Genomic DNA, 18,905 nt, shown 5'->3' with positions numbered 1-18,905 from the left:
GCTTAGCGAATTATTGGATTAAGTTCATCGCTTTAAACTGCTTCTCCGCTTCCTCGAGCAGACGCTCGCCGCCCGCCTTCTTCCAGTTAGCCACGAACTTGTCGTAGTCCGTTTCCTTGCCGAGAATGTATTTGATCTGGAACTCCTCCGTCATCTTCGTGATGTCCGATACGAGCTGCGGATCGAGCTCCAGCAGGTCGTTGTAGTTCTTCGTCGCTTCGAAACCTTTGGCCTTCTCGTCCAGCTCCAGCTGCTTCATGCCCGTAGCATTCGGCTCGTCGGCCGTGCTCTGAAGAACCTTATCCCGGCTCGTCCCGATCCAGGTACCGTAATCCCATGCGCCCGGATATTCCTTCCGGTATTTGTCCTGCGCTTCGGTATAAAATTTAAAGCCGTCCTCCAGATCGAGCACTTCCTGTCCGTCGGGGCCGACGCCCCAGCGAAGCGCCCAGTAGCCGTCGTTCGGGTAGCTGACGCCTTCGAGCAGCTGTGCGATCTTCTCCAGCTTGGCCGGATCCTTGGCTGCATTCGCCGAGATCGCATACATTCCGTTCACCAGCCCGCTAGGTCCGCGCACGCCGCCGTTCTCGGAGCCCTTCGGCATCGGGATGGCTTCCCAGACGTCTACATAATTGCCTTTGTTCTCCTGCAGGCTCTCGTGCTCGGCGACGATTGAGCCCGGATACCATGCGATTCCGATCTTGTTGCCGAACAGCTTGGGCTTGCGCTGCTCCCAGCCCTGCGTATACCAATCGGGATCGATCGTTTTCTCGTCGACCAGCGTTTTGACGAAGTCCAGAAACTGCTTATGAACCCCGGTGGTCACTGCATGCGCCGCCGCATTGTCCTGAATATAGAAGCCGTAAAACTGGCCGAACATGCCCTGGAAGTTCCCGATCTCGCCCAGGCTGCTTCCGCCTCCCGCCGAGCTGATGCCCCACGTATCGGCTTTGCCGTTCTTGTCGGGGTCGTCCGTCGTGAACTTACGGATGACGTTCATCAATTCGTCGTTTGTCTTCGGAATATCCAAGCCCAGGTTGGCAAGCCAGTCCTTGCGCACCATAACCGTCCAGTTGCCCGGCTCGGGCGGGCGAGGAATCGCGATCATTTTCCCGTCCTGCGTTGTAAAGGTTTTGGCGTTCTCGTCGAGCGCACCATTAATGGAAGGAAGCTTCTCCAGCAACGGCGTCACGTCTTCCATAAGCACGCCTTGAGACTGCAGCTTCAGAATCTGGTTTTTGTCGTACGTAAAAATGAGATCGGGCGGCTCCTGGCTCGCGAACCGGGTCAGTATTTTCGCTTCCAGATCGGCCGCGGGCAGCGCCGTCAGCTTGAAGTTGACGTTAAACTTGTCGTCGAGCCATTTCTTATACGGATCGTTGTCGCCAACCGGCGTATTGACCCAACCGACTTCCATCAGCTCGATATTGACGCGCTCGGAGGATGCCCCTTGCGTTGCCGGTGCGGAAGGATCGGCGCTTGATGCCGTTCCTCCCTCGTTTCCGTTGCCGCACGCCGTCTGCAGCAAAACTGCGCAGGCGAGCGCTGCCGTCATCCAGACCTTGCCCTTTGTCAACGACTTTACCATGTCTAAATCTCTCCTTCGGTTTTATGTAGTGTCTTGTTCATCCCGTATTCCCGGCAGTTACCCTTTGACCGCCCCTAAATACATGCCTTTCATGAAATGCTTCTGGAGGAACGGGTAGACGCATAGGATCGGCAGCGTGCCGATGACGACAAGCGCCATCTTCAGCGACTCCGCGGATACGCGGTTCACCGGATTAAAAGCGTTGTGCTGGCCGGCGTTGTTGAACTGCGCTCCGATCTCCGAGCTGGAAAACATATTGCGGATCAGCAGCTGAATCGGATGCCATTTCGAATCGTCGAGATAGATTAGAGCGTCGAACCAGGAGTTCCAATGCGCGACCCCGATGAACAAACCGATCGCCGCCATAGCCGGCGCCGCCATCGGAATCATAATCTTGCTCATCAGCGTCACTTCCCCCGCTCCGTCGATAACGGCCGATTCCTCCAGCTCTCCGGGAATGTTTTCGAAAAACTGTTTCAGCACCAGCACGCTCCAGCTATCGACCAGCCCCGGAAGGATCAGCGCCCAGACGGAATCGAGCAGATGCAGATCGCGCACGACCAGGTACGTCGGAATGAGGCCCCCGCCGATCAAGATCGTGACCAGAATAAAGAAAAGCATCGGCTTGCGTCCCGGCAAATTCCTCTTCGATAGAACGTAAGCCGCCAATGTCGTCATCAGGAGAACAAGCGCGGTGCCGAGCACCGTCCGAACGACGGTTGCGCTCAGTGCCTGCAGCACGGCGGTCCCCTGGAACAACCTCTCGTAAGCGATTAAGGTCGGGTTTTGCGGCCATAAAATAAACCCGCCCCGATCGATCCATTCCTGTTCGTTGACCAATGACATGGAAATGACGTAGATCAGGGGGATGGCGGACAGCAGGGTCAGCCCAAGCACGATCGCCGAGGAGACGGCTTGATAGACTTTTTCGTTCCCGTTGGACATTCTTTTCTCCCCCTTACCAAATTCCCGTTCCAGCATATCGCTTCGCCAGCCAGTTGGCCGACAGAATCAGGATAAGCCCGATTACCGACTGGAACAACCCTACTGCCGTCGCCATGCTGTATTGCAATTGATTTAACCCCTGCCTGAAAACGAACGTGTCGATAATATCGCCGACCTCGTAGGTAGCCGGACTGTAAAACAGCAAAATTTGCTCCACGCCGGCGTTCAGCACGCTGCCCAGCGACAGAGTGAATAAGAAGACGACGACCGGACGAATTCCCGGCAGCGTAATGTGACGAATCCGCTGCAGCGGTCCCGCTCCATCCACCTTCGCCGCTTCGTAGATCGACGGATCGATTCCGGTCAGCGCCGCCAAATAAATGATCGTTCCCCAGCCGATCTCTTTCCAGATGCCGCTGCCGACGATCAAGGGCCGGAACCATTCCGGAGCCATCAGAAAATTCTGCTCGCTGCCGCCAATGCCCATGATCAATTGATTAACCATCCCCGTATTCGAGAACATGGCGAACACAATGCCGTAGATGATAACCCACGAGAAAAAGTGCGGAATGTACAAAATCGTCTGACTGACTCTGCGAAGCCACGACGACCGCAGGTCAAACAGCAGGATCGCCAGCACAATCGGAGGAAAAAATCCGAACGCGATTCGCAGCAAGCTGATGACGATCGTATTTTCCAGCACATTGTAAAAATCCGGTCTGGCGAACACGTAGGTGAAATTGTCGAAGCCGACCCAGGGGCTGCCCCATATTCCCGAGGATAGCTTGTACTGCTTAAACGCCAAAATGCCCTGCAGGAAGATCGGATAATATCTGAAGACAAGATAGTAGACGATAACCGGAACAAACAACAAATAAAGAAACCAGTAACGGCGCATTCGAATAACGAGCGAAGGCCGCCGGACCGGTCCGCTTATCGACATCGAATTCGCGCCTGCTGCGCGCTGCACGGGTGCACCCCCTCTCTGAAGTATGCTCCCATTATATCGAGGGGCCGGATTGTGCCGAAATGACGCTAGGAAATCATTATGGTACATATTTTAATCTTTGGCGGGTACAAGGCACTTTTTGGCCTTCGCGTCCCGACCCGGGGAGGAAAAACAGGAGCGGCGGTTTTGACCCGGACAGTCGGTGCATAGAAAGGGAAAGCGGCGGCTCCTTTCGGAGGACCGCCGCTTAGAGGGAGCTTTCTTTACGTTTGCGCCATCTGTATGCCGCATATAGAGCGGCGACGACGGCAAGAGCAACGACAATTAGGATCGCGACGGGGCTGTCGTTTGAGGATGTCTCCGTTTGGTCCGGAGGATGGCCCTTCGCGCTCTTCAGAAATCGACTAAAGCTCTCTCGTTCCTTCTCGTTATGGTGCTGAACTTGGCCGTCCAGCAATTGAATCATTCCGTTCGGGCCGGCTACGGGCGTTAAGAAGTCTGCTTCTATGCCGACACGTCCATCCGGCGATTCTCATCTGGATTCGTCAAGCTCTCTTACTTCGATTCTCTTCTCGCTGTACCGATACGTCACGATCACGTTCTCGATAATCTCTGTGTCCTGGTAGGCAAGGGAGCCTTCGAACTGTAGAGTGTCCTCGTCCGTCCACTCGATGCGATTGGCGTAGCTATAGTTTTCGTGATCCGTGCGAATCCATGTGTCCAAGCCTTTTTGCGCGCCATAGTTCACCCTTGACGATTCTATCAGCTCCGGGCTCGTTCTGCCCTCTTCTACGTTCAGGATTTGCACGAATTCGCTCTTATTGGAGCAGGTGACGACCGCAATCGACTTCCGATTGGGCGACGGGATCACTTCTTTAATATACATCGACGGCTTAGAGAAACTGAAATACTCTTCAAGCACATTGTCTTTAATTCTCCAAAGAACATTGTGACTGCCATAATCCGAATAATGGTTAAAAAGAGTGAACAGGATGCTTCCATCCGCCAGCTTATAAACGTAAGGGCTGCGATAGCTTTGGGATAGAATATCTACGGCGAAGGCGGCTGCATCCGCGATTTTGGGATTGTCGGTTGTCAGGAACGGCTGAAGCTCCTTCAACGCCTTCTCTCTCAGCATACCATCATTAAAGCTTTCCACCAGCCTGTTGATGGCAATATAGACGGACTCGTTATTGTCGCTCTTCAAAGCTTGGATAAATTTCTCCGCATCATAGGAAGCGGTCGGGGCCAACTCCATGTCATTCGGTGTCAAATAGCGGATATAGGGCTCTGTATTTTGATTTTTATAATAATCCGTCGCCAATAAGACGGTCGAGGTTGAACTATATAGAACAAGACAGGCTATTAGCACCACCCACCCTTTAGAGAGTCGTTTTCTCCTTTTTACCGTTCCGCTCTGCTCAGCCGCTTCAATCAAGCTTTCATCAATCAAGCCGATCTCCTTGTACAGCTCTTCTCTTTTCACAGGTTAGCCCCTCTCTCTATCCAGATGAACTCTAAGCTTGTTTCTTGTCCGAAATAACAGGGATTTGGCTTTGCTGCCGCTCATATTAAATCGGATTGACAGCTCCTCTATGGAATCGGAGTGCCAGTACCTCCTGATAAATAAATTCCTTGCCTGCTCGTCTAAGGCATATAGGAATTGATTGATTGCGTTCGCAAGCTCCCCCACTTCATACTCCGTCTCTACCGTATCCGGAGCGGCTAAACATCCTTCCAACTCGGTTAAAATGACGTCAAACTCGCGATTACGCTTCTTCGCCGTATTGTAGCCATGCCTATCAAGCGCAATATTGCGCGTCAGTCTTCCCAGAAATACGGATAATTTCCGAGGCCTATGAGGAGGTATTGCATTCCATGCCGCCAGATAAGCATCGTTCTCGCACTCTTCAACATCCGCGAGATTAGAAAGAATGTTTCTGGCGATGGCCCGACAGTATGCTCCGTATTTATTCTTTGTCTCCGAAATCGCTTGCTGCGATCGCTGTAAGTACAGGTGAATGATTCCCTGGTCTTCCATCCGCTGTTCTCCTTTACCCCTTCTCTTATCTATAGAGTAGAAAATTCATTGAATGGGTTGCATATATACAGTAATATCCCACTTGGAAAATAAAAAAGAAACCGTCCTTTGGCGAAATGGAAGCGTCGAGCAACCATTCGCCAAGATGAGGTTTCTTAATACGTTCGATTTACGGTGGTCTCACGACTTATTTACCGGTCTTAATGGCTTCATCGTGAGCTTGGGCGAACTCTTCGGGCGTAATTTCCTTGCCGAACAGCGCCTGGATGCGGTTGAGATGAACCTCGGCAGCGCCCGATGCCATCTGCACGTCGGCAAACAGCGTAAATCTCGTAGCGCTATTCACTTCGTTGAGCAGGTCAATGTAAAGCGGCGGAAGCTGAAGCTTGGACGTGTTCACCTTAGTGGCCGGAATTACGCCGGCTCCGGTTACCGATTCTTCTCCCCACCGCTTCACGAAGTACTTCACGAATTTTTTCGCTTCTTCTTTGACGGGGGAATTCTCAGCGACGAACAAGCCGACGCCCGGCCCGCCTACCCAGCTGTCGATATGGCTCTTGTCGCCGTCGACGGTCGGAAATTTGAAGAAGCCGATACTGTCGCGGTACGATTGTTGAATCTCCTGATTGGTCGTATAGTTCGGAAGCTCCCACGTTCCCATCAGGTACATGGCGGCTCCGCCGGATATAAAGTCCACTTTGACCTCGTCATTCGACAGACCGTTAAAGCCTTCGTTAAACGCGTTCCTATCGACAAGCTCCTGAACGCGCTTCGCCGCTTCGACAAGACCCGGATCGGTGAAGGAGGCCGTGCCCTTGATCGCATTCGTAAGCGCTTCCGTTCCTGCGATGCGATCGGCCAAATACATATACCATAGCGAGCCCGTCCAGCGATCTTTGTTGCCGAGCGCGATCGGCTTTACGCCATTGGCGGCAAGCGTTTGAACGATCTGCAGAAATTCGCCGTAAGTCGTTGGAATCTGCAAACCGTACTGCGCAAAAATTTGCTTATTGTAATAAATCGGAGCGATATTGAATTCGAGCGGGAGCGCGTAGATTTTGCCGTCTACGGTAAAGGCTTCCGTAGTTCCCGCAACGAACGAATCCTGCAGTTCGCTATGCAGCAATTCATCGAGCGGCGTGAACAGCTGGCCTTCGACGAACGGCTGAAGATATCCGGCCGCCCACGTCAGGCCTACGTCCGGCAGCTCGTTAACGGCGGAGATCACTTTAAGCTTGGCCTTGTAGCGTTCATTATCCAGCACTTCCTGCTTAATGATAACGTTGGGATTCTCCGCCCGGTACTCGTCGATAATTTCGTTTACGACCTGGTGTTGGCCCGGTGCGCCCGCTGCCGGCCACAGGTGCATCATGTTGATCGTCACCTTCTCGTCCGTCGTTGCCTCCGAACTGCGATCGTTCATGCTTTTCCCGCAACCGGATGCAACGAAGGCCAGGCCCAACGCCAGTATGGTCAGCGCTCGAATTTTTGTGTTGTGCACGTTCGTATCCCCCACCCAACATCATGCCAAACCGGCAGGATACGGTTCGGTCAGAATGACGAGCTACTCCTTCACTCCGCCAAGCGCCACGCCCGCGATAATATACCTCGACAACAGGAAGTATATCACAAACAATGGCAGCGTGGTCAGCGCCAGTCCCAAATAGATCGAGCCGAACTCCGTCTTGTAAATATCGCCTCGAAGCAAGCTTACCATGACCGGAAGCGTATATTTATCCTTCTGCGTCAGAAGAATCAGCGGCATAAACAGATTGTTCCAGTTGGCGACAAACGCGAAGATCGCCTGCGTCGCCACGGCCGGAATCATGATCGGCATAACGATTCGGTTAAACGTTCGAAATTCGCCCGATCCATCTATGCGCGCCGCCTCCAGCATCTCGATCGACAGCGTTGCGAGCAAGTATTGGCGCATGAAGAACACCACGGCCGGAGCCGCGATCGCCGGCAGAATCAGCGGCAGGAAGTTATTCGTCCAATGAAGCTGATACATGAACTGATAGAAGCCGATGGCGCTTGCCTGCGCCGGAATCATCATGACGCACATAATGAACGTAAAGAACGGCTGACGCATCCTCCAATTGTATGCCGTTAGCCCGTATGCCGTCAGAGACGAGAAATAAACGGTCAAAAGGGTCGCGCAGCCGGAGATGATCAGCGAGTTGAAGAAACCGCGTATGGGATCGAAGCTCTTGTCCAGCAGCACTTTCCAGTTGGTCGACAAGTGCGTCGAGGGCAGCAGCGAGAGACCGCTCTGAATTTCCGGCGTAGAACGCGTGGCGTTCACGAACATGATCCAGAACGGAAGGATGCTAAGCAGCGCCAGGAAGATAAGAACGATGTAAATGATCGTCTTGTTCATGCGTCGGACGGCCTTTCCGCTCTCCTTCCTCCGGTTCATGTGCAGGGAGACGGTTCCGTTTCTTTCGATATTGGCCACGATTTAAGCCCCCCTTGCCGCTGTTTTTGCAGCTTTTCTAAGCTTCTTTTCTTCTTTCGCGAGTCTTGCCGCGTCGCGGTCGCGCATCGCGTAGAACAGCGCCGCCGACAGCACCGCCGCGATCGCGAACATGATCATGCTCGCTGCAGCCGCGCGATTATACAAATAGCTGCCCTTGAACGCTTGCCCGTAGATGAACACGGACGTGGTGAGCGTAGCGTTGTCCGGTCCTCCCGAGGGGACAATGAACAGCTGCGGAATATCGAACATTTGCAAACCGCCGATCATCGACACGATCAGCACATACAGCAGGATCGTCCGAAGACTCGGCAGCGTGATGCGGAAGAAGGTCTGAAATCCGTTAGCGCCGTCCATAGCCGCCGACTCGAAGAGGGCCGGATTGATGCCCATAACGCCAGCAACAAGGACAATCATCGTATTGCCGTACCACATCCAGAACTGGATGAAGGATACGATGCCTCGTGCCGTCGTCTTGTCCTGAAGGAAGAAAATCGGTGCGTCGGACCAGCCCAGCAGCTCGAACAAACTGTTCACGGGACCCATCGGATAAGCAAACAAGGTGCTGAAAAGCACGGCGATCGTACTCGCCGTGATAATATTCGGCATGTAGAGCATGACTTTAAAAGCGCCTTGGCCCCGTATTCTGAGGCGTTGGTTAGTAAACCATGCAGCGAGCAAAAGCGCGAGAACGATCTGAGGGATGAAGTTCGAAATCCAGAGGATCGCGGTATTCGTTAACGATGTCTGAAAAGCGACATTATCGAAAATAAGATCTTTGAAGTTCTGAAACGGATTATCCAGAATCCGAATCGGCTTTGGAATTAGCCCCTGTAAATTGGTGAACCCGATAGCTGCGGTGTATAAAATGGGATACAGCGAGAAAACCAGAAACGCAAAAATAAAAGGAAGGCTGAAAATATAGCCGTATCTCGAATAGTTGACACCTTTGCGCCGCATGATTCTCACCCCGTCAATTAATATGAAGGGGCGGGGATATTCACCCGCCCCTTCGGCGCCTTTCTATTCGCTGGCGATGTCTAGAGTGTCTTTGACCTGCTGCTTGAAGTCCGCGATCGCTTTATCCCGGCTCTTATTGCCCGCCGTATATTCCCGTACCTGGTCGCGCCAGAGACTGTTGATCGATTCGTCGAACTGGGTCAGGTTTTTGCCGGAAGCGTTGGCATTGGCCGGGACGAACACGTCGAACATATTCTGTCCGCCGAGCAGATCGATTTGACCGTTGGCATTCGACATAACGACTGAAGATGCGACGCTATCCTTCGTGCCTTGCTCGCCTTCCTTCATCGTGCCGTTAGCCCAATAAGTTTGCAGGCCCGTATCGGAGGAATCGAGCGTCACCCAATGAACGAAGTCGGCTACGGCCGCTTTTTTGGCTTCATCCTTGGCAACGTCTTTGTGAGCCAGCAGCCATGTGCCGCCCCAGAAAAATCCTGTCGGAGGCTCGGTGACCGCCCAGTCGCCGATCGTATCCTTCACTTGTCCGTTCATGACGTAGTTGATGAGCCAAGCGGGGCCGAAGAAACCGAAGATCGGCTGCTTGCCGCTGCCCGACATATCCGCGTACCAAGCTTCCGTCCAGTCCTGCGTATCATTATGATAGCCGTTGTCCTTCAGCTTCTTGGACAGATCGAGGAACTGTTCTCGCTTCGGATCGATATGCAGCTTACCGTCGACAATCCAGCCCTTGTCGGAGCTGTTCTCGATCGGATGCCAAATATCGCCGTCGCCGGAAACGATGCCGTACCCTTTCGCTTTCAGCTTGGCAGCCGCCTCGAAGAACTTATCCCAGCCGGGGCCGATTTCGTTCTTGATCGAGGTCGGATCGTCCGTTCCGAAAGTATCTTTGGCAAGCGAGCGGCGGTAGATGAACGCGCCTCCCGTCGCTTGATAGCCGAGTGCCTTCAGCTGACCGTCCTTGCTGCCGATATCGACCGAGTATTGAGCGATGCCGGCATTCTTAACCATGTCGTCGGTAAGGCCAAGATCGGCATAATTAGCGGCATAGTCGGAGGCGTCTCCTTGCGCATACTTAAGGATGAATGCGGCTTCCGCCGCATAGATGTCCGGAGCGTCCTTGCCGCCTGCGGCAAGCGCCTGGTCAAGCGCCGGTTGGTAAGCTCCGTCCGTAGTCGCGATAATCGTGGTTTTGAACTCGACGTTCGCATCGGGGTGAGTGGCAAGGTACTTCGTCGTCATGTTCGGAATTTCGTCCGTAAAGCTCCAGAGATTGATGGTGACTTTCTCTTTGGAATTGTTGCCCGCCGGGGCTTCGGAGCTGCTGCTTGGCGAGCTTGAGCCGGGGCTTGAGCTTGCGCCCGCGCTGCCGGACGAGCCCGAATTTCCGCCGCCGCACGCGGCGAGAACGGAAGCCAACAAAACAAAAGCTGTGGATGCGGATAAGAAGCGTTTCATTTCTAATGCCCTCCCTTTAATAACGCCTACAGTTACTTTGTAACCGCATACATAATTATAGGGTTTGTAATGAAAGCGCATAAGGAACTGACCATTGGGAGAAATTCCACTATTATTGGATGGAGGGATCGGTATCCAGCACCTGGTGCCGGTACTGGCCGGGGCTTATTCCTTCACTGTCTTTGAAAACTTTAACGAAATATTTGGCCGTCTGATAACCGACCTTCTCGGCGATTTCCCAGATCGGCATGCTGGTTGTAACTAACAGCTCCTTTGCTCTTTGCAATCTTCTGCGTGTCAAATAATCGCTGAAGGTAACGCCGGTCTGCTCTTTAAACAGCACGCTGAAATAGCTCGCGTTCAGATGCAGCTGATCCGCTACCTGCTTCATGCTGATCGCTTCATGCAGATGAGCATAGATGTAGCCGATCGCGTCCTTGATCGCCGTGCCGTAACGCGCTTCATCGCGGCCTACTTCGATTAGCTTCGGATCGACCAGCTTCTCCATCGCATCATGGCGCTCTCTGCTGTCGACGAGTTCCAGCGCTCTTTGTACAGCGTTAATCAGAGCCGTTTTGTCCAGCGGCTTAAGAATATATTCGAACGCGCCGAGCTGCAGCGACTTCTTCGCATATTCGAATTCGGCATAACCGGAGATGATGATGATGACGGGAAGCTGTCCGCGCGATGCCAACGTCTCTAGCATTTCCAGGCCGTCGACTTCGGGCATTCTTACATCCGTAATGATGAGATGAGCCGAATTCGTTTCCAGCCATGCGAGCGCCTCGACTCCGCTCGCGGCGCTTTCGATGCGATATTTGCCCGCCGACCAGGCGACGAGCGTCTTCTGTATGCCAAGGCGCGTACGAGGCTCATCGTCCACGATCAAGATCGTTTTCAAGACCGTTCGCCCCCTTCCGCAGGAATTGTGATTTCAAATCGTACCGTCGTGCCGACGCCGGGCTTGCTCTCGATCTGCAGCCCGCTGCCGCGCTCCGCCGTATTCGGATAATAGAGCTTAAGACGCCGTTGAACGTTGGACATGGCCACCCCCGCCCCCTTCTTGGGGTTTTTGGAGAATCCGCCCTCGATGCTGTGCATCAGCTTGGCCAATGTCTCCCCGTCCATGCCAATCCCGTCGTCGAGGACGGCAACTGTCGCAAAGCCCGGTCGGGCCGAAAATACGCGGATTGTGACCGAGCCCGGGCCAATGCGGCTCTCCACGCCATGCAAAACTGCATTCTCCACGAGCGGCTGAATGATCAGCTTCGGAATCGGCGCCTGCAAGAGCGCTTCATCCGCGTCGATGTTCCAGGTCAGCCGATTGACGAAGCGCATTTTCATAATTTGCAAGTATCGCTGGGCGTGCTCAAGCTCGTCGCGAATGGTGACCCACTCGTCATTGCCGGCCGCGCTGCCGATCACATAGCGGAATAGCCCGGACATGGCAAGAATCACTTGGGCAAGCTCGCTCTCCTCTTTTTCCTCCAACGACCAGTAGAAGGCTTCCAGCGTGTTAAATAGAAAGTGAGGATTGATCTGCGCCTGCAGCGCCTTAAGCTCCGTGCGGCTCTGCGTGATTTCCTTCTCGTAGACGACCTGAATCAGCTCGTTCATATGAGTAACCATCTGGTTGTACGTGTTATTTAATTCATCGATCTCCAACGTTCGAAACCGGTTCCGATCGGCGGGAATCAGCCTGAGCCCGCCGAATCTGGCGCTGCGCATGCTTCTCATCAGCCGCTGAATGGGCCGGGTGATCATCGTGGACAGCAGCAGCGTCAATAGTAGAAAAGCAAAGGCGGCAATGCCGATGGATACGTAGATCGCCGTCTGCAGCACGGAAATCCCTTCCGTCGCCGATTCGACCGGCATGAGCAGCACGAGCTTCCAGTCCGCCACATCGGAATGCTGCCTGACGGCGAGCATGCGCTCCTGCCCGATCGTAACGGTGCTGCCCGTTTGCGCGAGCACCGACCTCGCCGCCTCATGGTCAATATCCGATATGATCGGGTTATCGTCGCTATCGCCCAATAGCATAAACTCCCTATTTTTAGAAGGATCGCTTTTGGCCTCGGGCTCGTACATATCGAAGTAATCCCGGTTGACGTGAACGACCAAGTAGCCCCCGGGAGAGTAGGAAAGGTCCAACAGATGGATGCGGCGGATCGCCAGCACCGAATCCGGCGACCGCGGATCGATCCCAATCCAGGCTATGCGCCCTTTCTTCCCGTCCGCCGCCGCGAGCGCTTCCTCGGAGATGCGATTAATGCTGGAATCGTCAAGCGGGAACAGCCGTCTGTTGTCCAATGTATAGATCTCAAGCGAGCTTATGCCCGAGGAAAAAGCCATATAATTGTTGGCGACCTGCAGCAGCGACTGGCGCTCGCTGAACTTGGTCGGCATCTGCTGCACTTCTTTCACCAGCAGCTTCTGCACGTAAGAATCCGCGACCACTTGGGTGGTCAACGAATCGATCTGCTTCAACAGCGCATCCAGCCGTCCGTTGGCCTGAATCGCCGTCTGTTGAATGTGCTTCTCCGCGCTTTGCCTGAGGAGCACGGATACTTCTCCATAGATAAACACACCCGCAAAGGTAAGCACAAGGATAATCGTTAGCGTAAAGCCGACGAAAATCTGGTTTCTGAGGGTGTTGATCTCTCGGAGATTGATCAGCCGATCCGTCCACTTTCTCACAGGCGCCCATTCCTCTTTTGCTAGATCCTAGGTTCAACGTACCTTATTCAATTTGGAGTGTCAAACGTTTCCGACACGCTGCGATGGTCTGCGCGCCATGCGTCGAGCTGCCTTTGCACTTCGGACCTTACCTCGTCGATGCCCGCCTGACGGAGCTCCGAAATAAACTTCGGCAGCATATCATCCACGTTCACGCTGCCCGTCATCAGGCCGGGAAAGTACTTCTCCCAAACCATCTGGATGTTCTTCACTTGAAGCGGCATCCCCGACAAATCCGGGGTAAAGCCCAACGTGCCCGAGTAGACCGCTTCTTTGTTGCTGGCGCGGAACTGCTCCCATTTATCCAAAGGATCGGCGAACTGTCCGCCCATGGTCTTCAGAATGAACCAATTGCCCTGGGTATACTGCACGCCCCCATAGCTGGGCTGGGCGTCCGGGATCGGATTGCCGTTGTTGTCCGTCGGCGGGATGGGGACCACCTGGCCGTTGCTGTCGAGCGTGTAATGCACGCCCTCAATACCAAAGTTAAACAGATTCCGCACCTCGGGATCCGTGTTCAGCAGATTGAGAAACTTAACGGCCTCGACGGGGTGCTTCGTATCCGCGTTGACGGCCATGACCCCTCCCCGCATGGATTCCGTCGTAATCAACGCGGGCGTAACGGGATAGGCCACCAGCTTGTAGCCGCGATCCTTGCTCCAGCTATTGTCCGATAACGGCCCGCCCCCGGCGGCCTTCCAGAATACCAAATCGCCTCGCTTAAGCCCGGGGCTTTCCCGCAAAGACGCGTCCTCATTGATATAGCCCTCCACATAATAATGCCGCAGAAGATCCAGCACCTTCCGCCCTTCCTCGCTTTCGAATATGCTCACGACCGGAGAATCGGGCTCTTGACCTCGTACCATTAGCGGGAGCGTCTTCTCCGCTACGTACTGGTAGCCGTCCAGGGCGAAGAAATTTTGCGACCCCTTGTCCAGCTCCATCGGCTGATAATCAGGCTCCTTCTCCTTGATCATCCGCAGCAATGGCTCCAGGGAAGCCAGCGTTGTATACTTGGAGATGTCGATCCCATACTTCTTGACCAGCGCCTCCGGGTACATCCAATGGTCGCGAACGGCCAATTCTTTATTGGTCGGCACGCCGTAGATGCCCCCGTCGTCCATCTGCACGCCTTTCCAGAAAACGGGATCGATCTCATCGTACATCCCCTTTCCCGCGCTGCTCAAATAATCGTTAAGCCTTAGAAATGCGCCGCGTTGCGCATATGTCGAGTATTCTACTGCAAAAGCGATGTCGAAGGGGGTTCCTGCCGACACAAGGGTATTCAGACGCTCCTCGTACTCTTGCCAGCCCACCTTGATATAGGTAACGGTCACGCCGATTTTTTTGGCCAACACCTCGTTGATCTTGTCGGTGACCTTCTGAAGGTCTTTATCGGTATCTCCGATCGTGTAATAGATCAGATTGACTGTATCGCCGCCCGTCGCGGCGTACCCGCCGTTGCCGGATGACGAGACGCAGCCGGATAAAGTCAGTGTCAGCAGCAGGACGAGCCCGAAGAGTGCCGCGGGACGGCGCGAATTCCGTTGTTGTCTCATGGCGGCTTTATTCCTTTCTCCGCAATTCCGAGGGCGATCTGCCAAAGTAGGCGTGAAAATGAGAGTAAAAATAGTTCAGATTGGGGTAACCGACGGAGAGCGCGATGGACACGATTTTCTCGTCCGTGGTCATAATGCGTTCACGGGCTCGAAGCATCCGGTAGGCCATTAAATATTCCGAGAATTTCTTGTGCGTCTCCTTAAGAAAAAGCTGACCCAGATACGTTCCGTTCATCCGAAATCGTTCCGCCACCGACTTCAGACTCAAGTTCTGCGCATATTCCGCCTTGACGATCAACAAGATGCGATTGGTCAGCTTGGAGAGACTATCGTAGCGCACGCCGAGCACCGGGTCGCTGTCCAGGTCGTCGCGATCCGCGCCTTCCACTGTACCGTTCAGATCCTCTACGATAATTTTCTCGACGAGATGCTGCAGCTTGGTCCGATCGATCGGTTTGAGCAGATAGTCTTTGGCTCCGCAGCGGATCGCCTCTAACGCATATTGGAACTCGCCATAACCGCTCATGATGATATATTTTGAGGGTAGACGGAGCTCGTTGAGCTTGTGGATCGCATCGTACCCCCGTTGCTTGCCGATGCATACATCGAAGATAGCCAAATCCGGCAGCAGCTCCACCGCCTTCGATATCGCGCCCTCGTACGTTTCGCTCGTCTCAATGCGACCAAAGCCATATTTCTCCCAATCCAACGTTCGCTTCATGCCCTCCAAAATTTGCGGTTCGTCGTCTACGATTAGCAGCTTATACATCCCCAATCGCCTCCTTGGATAGGATTACGGATATTTTAACGCCGGCTTCCTCGTTGTTGTCGATCATCATGGAGAAACCCGTCCCATAGAAAAAGTGCAATCGGGTATACACGTTGCGCAGACCGATATTGTCTAGCGGAGCGTCGTCGCCTCTGGCAAGCTTCCTCCTGATTTCGGCCAATCGCTCCTCGGGGATTCGGTTGCCGTTGTCCACGATCTCCAGCATAAAACGGGTTTCTTCCTCCCAACCGTTCACGATCAACAGATTAAACTCGCTCTCCGGATTAAACCCGTGAACGAAGAAATTTTCCGCAAGCGGCTGCATCCAGAACTTCACGGTCGGCAAGGCCAGCAGCGCCGGCTCCACATTAAACTGATAATAAAACCGGTCCGGATATTTCAATTCCATGATTTTCAGGTATTTCTGGAGCAAAGCGAGCTCGCTGTCGAGCCGGATGATATTGTCGTTTTTAACGATATCGCGATATAGCGCACCTAGAGTGGCAATCGCATCGGAAGTGTAGTCTACGCTATTTACCAGAGCGGAAGAACGGATAACCTCAAGCGTATTGTACAAAAAGTGAGGATTGATTTGAGCCTGAAGCGCTTTCATTTCAGTTTCCTGCTGCTTGAGTTTTAACAGATAATTCGTACGAATATGCCGATCAAGCTGATGGATCATATCGTCCAGCTCCCGGGCGATCATTCCGTATTCGTTTCGTCGGTAACGCGCCGGGCTAACCGGGGTGAAATCCGCCGTTTTCGCGCGTCCGATGGACACGATAATTCGCCGCAGGAAGTTCGCATCCTCGCGCAGATTGTATACGATCAAGAGCAGAACGCTAATCATCGCAGTCAACACGATAAGAAACACGACGAGCAGCACATTCGCCTGCCGATGGATCAGCGTGGTCAAATCCACGATACTGACGAACCGATAATCGAACTCGTTGGAGGTGAACTTTACAAAATAAGCCCGATTCGCAAATCCCGTCCCGAGATAGCCGTGCGTGCGTTCATCCGCCGCGACCCGGCGAACCAGCTCCTCCGTACCGCGGTCTCCGCCGGAAATAAAGTATACGTCTCCGGAACCGCTGATTGCCGCCGCTTCATCCAAACGAGAATTTTGAGCCGTCTTAAAAATCCGTTCGCTATTGACCAGAAATCGAAGCTCCCCTAGCTGGCGGGAGATTTGGTTCGGATCTGAAAGCTTCTTGTGATAGACGAAACCCCTGTGAATCGTCTCGCGAAAAGTCTCGTCCGTATTGGGCAGACGGAACAGGAAGCTCATATTGCCGTTGCTGTCGAAGCTTACTACGTTGCCCTCTTGCTCGGTATGCAAGCTGATCTGGGTGATGTCTCCCCTGCCCCCGTTGCCCAGGAAGGATCGGATATCCTCGGGAAAAGAAACGAGCGGCCGATTGAACTGGCTGCCCTGCAGTCTGTTCGTCAGATAGCCTTCCGCGTTGTTTCCCAAGAAGCTGCGAATGTCGGACACCAGATCGTTATTGGAGTATACTCTCTGCATGAAAGCTTCGATTCGATCGGCATCGTACTGAAGAGCGCTTTCAACACGGGAGAACGCTCCGGCGGCCTCGTTCCGGGAGTTGCCGATCCACTGATCCAGCAGCACCGCGCAGGTAACCGCGCCTAGCGCCAGGCCGATGAACACTACAAATACCGCATATGCAACGAACTTGCCGCGATAGATTTTGATTCGCATGAAGGAAAGCATGCGGCATCTCCTTTGCAACAGGTTTTTGTCGCGCCCCACCGCTCCACCATATAACGTCTTGACCGAGAAAAGCAATCCCGCATATTGTGCCAGAAAACCCGAACGGCCATCTCCGCTCGGGTTTTCTGTATGATTCCTTGCGGAATTTAGCTGAAATACGCGTCGATTTGCTCTTGTGCAGCTTTCATCAGCGCATCCAGGCCGGCGGCTTTTAGCTCTGCAACGATTTTCGGTACCATCGTCTCGGGATCGGAAGCGCCCGTAAGCAGTTCATAACGGTATTTGTCCCATACTGCCTTCGTATTGGCCACTTCGGTGCCCAGATTGCTGATATCCAGTGCGAAGCCGAGATTCGTCGAGGAGGTCGCTTGATCGTTCAGCTTGCGAACTTGATCCCACTGATCGACTGGAGCTCCTTTCGTCACGGCCAAGTTGAAGAACGTACCTTGCGTATAGGCGGCCAGCGGCCACGTATCCGATGTGCGCTCGATCACTTTCTCGCCGTCCACATTGCTGTAGTCGACGCCCAGCTCGCCGAAGGCCAGCATATTGCGCAGCTTCGGATCCGTATTGACCAATTGCAGGTATTTTAACGCTTCATTCTTATATTTCGAGTTGGCGGAAATTGCGTTCAGGGAGCCTTGAATCGTACTCGTCGTGTAGATCGGTCCGAAGATCTGGAACATCGTGTATTTCTCGACGCCGCTGGTAATCTGCCAGCTCGCTTCCGCGCCGGGGAACGCCTGTGCCGAGAAGAACGGACGATTCCTTTCCGCTTCGGTTTTGGTCGGCGCATCCGGGTTGATGATGCCGTCTTTGTACCATTGGTGCAGCTGCTTGAGATTGTCCATGACATCCGACTGCTCCAGCACGGAGACGGCTTTGCGGGAAGCGTCGTCGACTTTGACCCCGATCGGCGGCAGGCCGAGCGTCATGTCGTCGTAACCGTTGAAAAATCCGTTAAACCCGTCGCCTTGGGTGAGCGACATCGGGTAGAAGCTCTTGCCTTCTCCAGCCTTCATATCGCGAAGGGGCTTGTCGAGATCCTTCAGCGTCTTGATACCGGCCGTGTCGATGCCGTATTTCTGGATGTATTTATCGTCGAACACCCAGTATTGGGTCAGGGATGAATCCTTGTAAGTCGGCACGGAGTAAATTTTTCCGCCGATTTTCGTTCCGTCCCAAACCTTCTGAGGAATGAAGTTATAGAGATCCGGAGTTTCGCTCTGCACCAGGTCGGTGAGATCGGCGAACGCGCCCATGTTCACTTGCTGGCTGTATTTGCTGTTGTTCGTAAACATGATGTCAAACGGTTCGCCGGTGTTTACGATCGTATTGATCTTCGTGTCCCAGTCTCCCCAGCTCGCTACCTTGATGTCGATCTTAACGCCAATCTTCTCGGCCGTGTATTCGTTCATCGCAGCGATTGCCTTATCGAAGTTGGCGGGCACTTGTCCGCCGATCGTCCACCATACCAGCGTAGGCACTTCGCCCGAAGCGGCAGGTTTGCTTGCTTCCGCAGATTGCGTGCTGGCGTTGGAAGGCGTGCTGCTGTTGCTAGGCTCGGATTTGGAATTCGAATCTCCGCAGCCCGCAAGAGCGGTGGTCAGGAGTGCCGTGGCGGCACCGAGGGCAAGCCATTTCTTCTTCGTCTTTGTCATTCCCATTTCC

16 protein-coding genes are annotated in these 18,905 nt (G+C 53.7%); all 16 read right to left on the bottom strand.

Features of this window, described 5'->3' with window-relative positions:
• Nucleotides 1-10 precede the first annotated feature (10 nt).
• The gene (locus tag DFP98_RS36080; protein ID WP_116065491.1) at nucleotides 11-1,588 is read right to left on the bottom strand and encodes a type 2 periplasmic-binding domain-containing protein; all 1,578 of its coding nucleotides are present in this window, start codon (nucleotides 1,586-1,588) and stop codon (nucleotides 11-13) included.
• A 57-nt stretch (nucleotides 1,589-1,645) separates the two neighbouring features.
• Nucleotides 1,646-2,533 (bottom strand): carbohydrate ABC transporter permease, encoded by an 888-nt coding sequence (locus DFP98_RS36075; protein WP_116065490.1) that lies wholly within the window; start codon nucleotides 2,531-2,533, stop codon nucleotides 1,646-1,648.
• Nucleotides 2,534-2,546: 13 nt separating this feature from the next.
• Nucleotides 2,547-3,503: an ABC transporter permease gene (locus tag DFP98_RS36070; protein ID WP_246017090.1), complete on the bottom strand. Its 957-nt coding sequence runs from the start codon at nucleotides 3,501-3,503 to the stop codon at nucleotides 2,547-2,549.
• Between the two features lie 226 nt (nucleotides 3,504-3,729).
• A complete protein-coding gene (locus DFP98_RS36065) occupies nucleotides 3,730-3,948 on the bottom strand; it encodes a hypothetical protein (protein WP_116065489.1) in 219 nt (72 codons plus the stop codon).
• A 66-nt stretch (nucleotides 3,949-4,014) separates the two neighbouring features.
• Complete coding sequence (locus tag DFP98_RS36060) at nucleotides 4,015-4,968, bottom strand: hypothetical protein (RefSeq protein ID WP_116065488.1); 954 nt, start codon at nucleotides 4,966-4,968, stop codon at nucleotides 4,015-4,017.
• Between the two features lie 3 nt (nucleotides 4,969-4,971).
• Entirely contained in the window at nucleotides 4,972-5,523 is a 552-nt protein-coding gene (locus DFP98_RS36055) for an RNA polymerase sigma factor (protein WP_116065487.1), read from the bottom strand.
• A 187-nt stretch (nucleotides 5,524-5,710) separates the two neighbouring features.
• A complete protein-coding gene (locus tag DFP98_RS36050) occupies nucleotides 5,711-7,024 on the bottom strand; it encodes an extracellular solute-binding protein (protein WP_246017088.1) in 1,314 nt (437 codons plus the stop codon).
• A gap of 63 nt (nucleotides 7,025-7,087) precedes the next feature.
• Nucleotides 7,088-7,981: a carbohydrate ABC transporter permease gene (locus DFP98_RS36045; RefSeq protein WP_246017079.1), complete on the bottom strand. Its 894-nt coding sequence runs from the start codon at nucleotides 7,979-7,981 to the stop codon at nucleotides 7,088-7,090.
• Between the two features lie 3 nt (nucleotides 7,982-7,984).
• Entirely contained in the window at nucleotides 7,985-8,959 is a 975-nt protein-coding gene (locus DFP98_RS36040) for a carbohydrate ABC transporter permease (RefSeq protein ID WP_116065486.1), read from the bottom strand.
• Between the two features lie 63 nt (nucleotides 8,960-9,022).
• Nucleotides 9,023-10,435: an ABC transporter substrate-binding protein gene (locus DFP98_RS36035; protein WP_116065485.1), complete on the bottom strand. Its 1,413-nt coding sequence runs from the start codon at nucleotides 10,433-10,435 to the stop codon at nucleotides 9,023-9,025.
• Between the two features lie 112 nt (nucleotides 10,436-10,547).
• Nucleotides 10,548-11,336, bottom strand: a complete 789-nt coding sequence (locus tag DFP98_RS36030; protein ID WP_116065484.1) for a response regulator transcription factor — start codon at nucleotides 11,334-11,336, stop codon at nucleotides 10,548-10,550.
• A complete protein-coding gene (locus DFP98_RS36025; protein ID WP_425455576.1) occupies nucleotides 11,333-13,132 on the bottom strand; it encodes a sensor histidine kinase in 1,800 nt (599 codons plus the stop codon). Before DFP98_RS36025 ends, DFP98_RS36030 begins: the two co-directional genes overlap by 4 nt.
• A 47-nt stretch (nucleotides 13,133-13,179) precedes the next feature.
• The gene (locus DFP98_RS36020; protein ID WP_116065483.1) at nucleotides 13,180-14,730 is read right to left on the bottom strand and encodes an ABC transporter substrate-binding protein; all 1,551 of its coding nucleotides are present in this window, start codon (nucleotides 14,728-14,730) and stop codon (nucleotides 13,180-13,182) included.
• A gap of 7 nt (nucleotides 14,731-14,737) precedes the next feature.
• Complete coding sequence (locus DFP98_RS36015) at nucleotides 14,738-15,499, bottom strand: response regulator transcription factor (protein WP_116065482.1); 762 nt, start codon at nucleotides 15,497-15,499, stop codon at nucleotides 14,738-14,740.
• On the bottom strand, nucleotides 15,492-17,234 hold the full coding sequence (locus DFP98_RS36010) for a sensor histidine kinase (protein WP_116065481.1): 1,743 nt from the start codon (nucleotides 17,232-17,234) through the stop codon (nucleotides 15,492-15,494). Before DFP98_RS36010 ends, DFP98_RS36015 begins: the two co-directional genes overlap by 8 nt.
• A gap of 146 nt (nucleotides 17,235-17,380) precedes the next feature.
• Nucleotides 17,381-18,895, bottom strand: a complete 1,515-nt coding sequence (locus DFP98_RS36005; protein WP_116065480.1) for an ABC transporter substrate-binding protein — start codon at nucleotides 18,893-18,895, stop codon at nucleotides 17,381-17,383.
• Nucleotides 18,896-18,905 lie beyond the last annotated feature (10 nt).

This window comes from Cohnella phaseoli, from assembly GCF_003386235.1.
Lineage (GTDB): Bacteria > Bacillota > Bacilli > Paenibacillales > Paenibacillaceae > Cohnella > Cohnella phaseoli.
The sequence above is the reverse complement of the archived record's forward strand: the minus strand, read 5'-3'. Positions and strand labels throughout refer to the sequence as shown.

What these genes read in the sequence shown, in the direction of transcription:
- DFP98_RS36080 (WP_116065491.1), bottom strand. Translation starts at nt 1,588, where the DNA reads ATGGTAAAGTCGTTGACAAAGGGCAAGGTCTGGATGACGGCAGCGCTC.
- DFP98_RS36075 (WP_116065490.1), bottom strand. Translation starts at nt 2,533, where the DNA reads ATGTCCAACGGGAACGAAAAAGTCTATCAAGCCGTCTCCTCGGCGATC.
- DFP98_RS36065 (WP_116065489.1), bottom strand. Translation starts at nt 3,948, where the DNA reads ATGATTCAATTGCTGGACGGCCAAGTTCAGCACCATAACGAGAAGGAA.
- DFP98_RS36055 (WP_116065487.1), bottom strand. Translation starts at nt 5,523, where the DNA reads ATGGAAGACCAGGGAATCATTCACCTGTACTTACAGCGATCGCAGCAA.
- DFP98_RS36040 (WP_116065486.1), bottom strand. Translation starts at nt 8,959, where the DNA reads ATGCGGCGCAAAGGTGTCAACTATTCGAGATACGGCTATATTTTCAGC.
- DFP98_RS36035 (WP_116065485.1), bottom strand. Translation starts at nt 10,435, where the DNA reads ATGAAACGCTTCTTATCCGCATCCACAGCTTTTGTTTTGTTGGCTTCC.
- DFP98_RS36020 (WP_116065483.1), bottom strand. Translation starts at nt 14,730, where the DNA reads ATGAGACAACAACGGAATTCGCGCCGTCCCGCGGCACTCTTCGGGCTC.
- DFP98_RS36015 (WP_116065482.1), bottom strand. Translation starts at nt 15,499, where the DNA reads ATGTATAAGCTGCTAATCGTAGACGACGAACCGCAAATTTTGGAGGGC.
- DFP98_RS36010 (WP_116065481.1), bottom strand. Translation starts at nt 17,234, where the DNA reads ATGCTTTCCTTCATGCGAATCAAAATCTATCGCGGCAAGTTCGTTGCA.
- DFP98_RS36005 (WP_116065480.1), bottom strand. Translation starts at nt 18,895, where the DNA reads ATGACAAAGACGAAGAAGAAATGGCTTGCCCTCGGTGCCGCCACGGCA.